A 1,891-nucleotide genomic window follows, 5' to 3' on the forward strand; every position below is an offset into this window, starting at 1 on the left:
AAGAAAGTATAGAGCGACCGAGCAAGGTCGTGCCTTATAGCGGGTGGGAAGCCCGTCGGAAAAGAGCTAGCCACTCATCCGTAGCGAGTCTTGGAGAACGAAAGGCAACTTTGGTTTTTAAGCGTAGACAGCGAGCCAGTGGGCCGTAAGCCAAGTGGTTGAAGGGATTGAGCCTCGAAAACTTATGAAATGGGAATGCCGATGGCGTTATACTTCCAGAAGGCAACACGCCAGACATCGTTAAGGCAAGAGGTCTGGGGGTTCCCCGGGGTCAGAGACCATGGCACGCTGAGCATCAATAAGGTACGGCAACTCGGGAGATCCCAGCGGGTCTTTCGAAAGAAAGTATAGCGAACCAAGCAATCAAATGTAAGGACGTTAAATGTCTGCTGGGAAGTCGGAGGAAGCACATAGTACCCATGATATCGGGTAATGCCGGTTGAGGGAAGGTGTTTTCCCTTGTTTATGAATCTTATCTGGGACACATCGGCACACACAGAGGTGACAGTAGAGATGACTACAAAACAGGTAAGAATAGCAGAGCTAGCGAAGGAAAATCCGAAGATGGCCTTCACCTCTCTGGCTCATTTATTGAGCGTAGAGGAATTGAGGGTCTGTCACCGGGAACTGCAGGGAAACAAAGCAGCGGGCATCGATCAGATGACGAAGGCAAGCTATCAAGAACATCTTGATGAACACCTTGCCGATCTGGATAAGCGCCTGAAGCAGAAAAGCTATCGGCCGCTCCCTGTCCGGCGGACATATATTGATAAACCGGGAACAAAGAAGAAACGCCCACTGGGCATCCCTGCCTATGAGGATAAAATTGTTCAGCGGGGTCTGGCGAAGATCCTTAATGCCATCTATGAGCAAGACTTTCTTAACTGTTCCTTCGGTTTCCGCCCAAATAGGAACTGCCATGATGCACTTAAAGTCCTGAATGTCTTCATTGAAAAGAAGTACACGAACTACATTGTTGATGTGGACATCAGGGGCTTTTTCGATCATGTCGACCATCAATGGATGATGCGTTTTCTCAAGCTACGGATCAAGGATCCAAGCTTTCTGAGGCTCATTGCCCGTTTTCTAAAAGCGGGTTACATGGAGAAGGAAACTTGGCACGCAAGCGAACAAGGGACGCCGCAAGGCGGACTGATCTCGCCGATCCTAGCTAACGTCTATCTGCACTATGTGATTGACCTATGGTTTACGAAAGCGGTGAAGAAACAGTGCCAGGGACAGGCTTATCTGGTGCGCTATGCCGATGACTTTGTCTGTTGTTTTCAGTATAAACAGGAAGCCCAACGATTCTATTGCGATCTGAAGCGGCGCCTAGAAAAATTTAACTTGGCGCTTGCGGAGGAGAAAGCGAGGATCATCCCTTTCGGACGATTCGCTCAGGAAAATGCCAAGAGAAATGGAAACAGGAAGCCAAAGACTTTTGACTTCCTGGGATTCACCCATTATTGTGGGCAAAGTAAAAGCGGACATTTTCGAGTCAAGAGGAAAAGCAGCCGAAAGAAAGTGGGTGCCAAACTCAAAGCCTATTCGCAGTGGCTGAAAGGCCATCGGACCCAAGAGATTGACTTCATCATGGATCGGCTCAAGAGGTCATTGACCGGCTATTACAACTACTATTGTATCACCGATAACAGTCTAAGCGTGAGCGCTTTTCGATTGCAGGTGATTCGGTTGTTGTATAAATGGTTAAACAGAAGGAGCCAGAAACGATCGTTCACATGGGAAAAATTTAATCAATTTCTCAAACGCTTCCCTCTGCCGCAACCGCGAATCAAGGTCAATATTTATCAACTTCGGTCGGAGCTGAGCTACATTCTGTGAACCATGAACAAGAAGAGCCGTGTGCGTAAATAGCGCACGCACGGTTCCG

At 48.2% G+C, this 1,891-nt stretch carries 1 protein-coding gene; it reads left to right on the plus strand.

All coding sequences use genetic code 11. The features are described 5' to 3' along the window. Nucleotides 1–513 precede the first annotated feature (513 nt). Nucleotides 514–1,842 (plus strand): group II intron reverse transcriptase/maturase, encoded by a 1,329-nt coding sequence (gene ltrA, locus NOM01_RS17000; RefSeq protein WP_255749775.1) that lies wholly within the window; start codon nt 514–516, stop codon nt 1,840–1,842. Nucleotides 1,843–1,891 lie beyond the last annotated feature (49 nt).

The sequence above is a fragment of the Sporolactobacillus sp. STSJ-5 genome (genome assembly GCF_024385605.1).
GTDB lineage: Bacteria > Bacillota > Bacilli > Bacillales > Sporolactobacillaceae > Sporolactobacillus.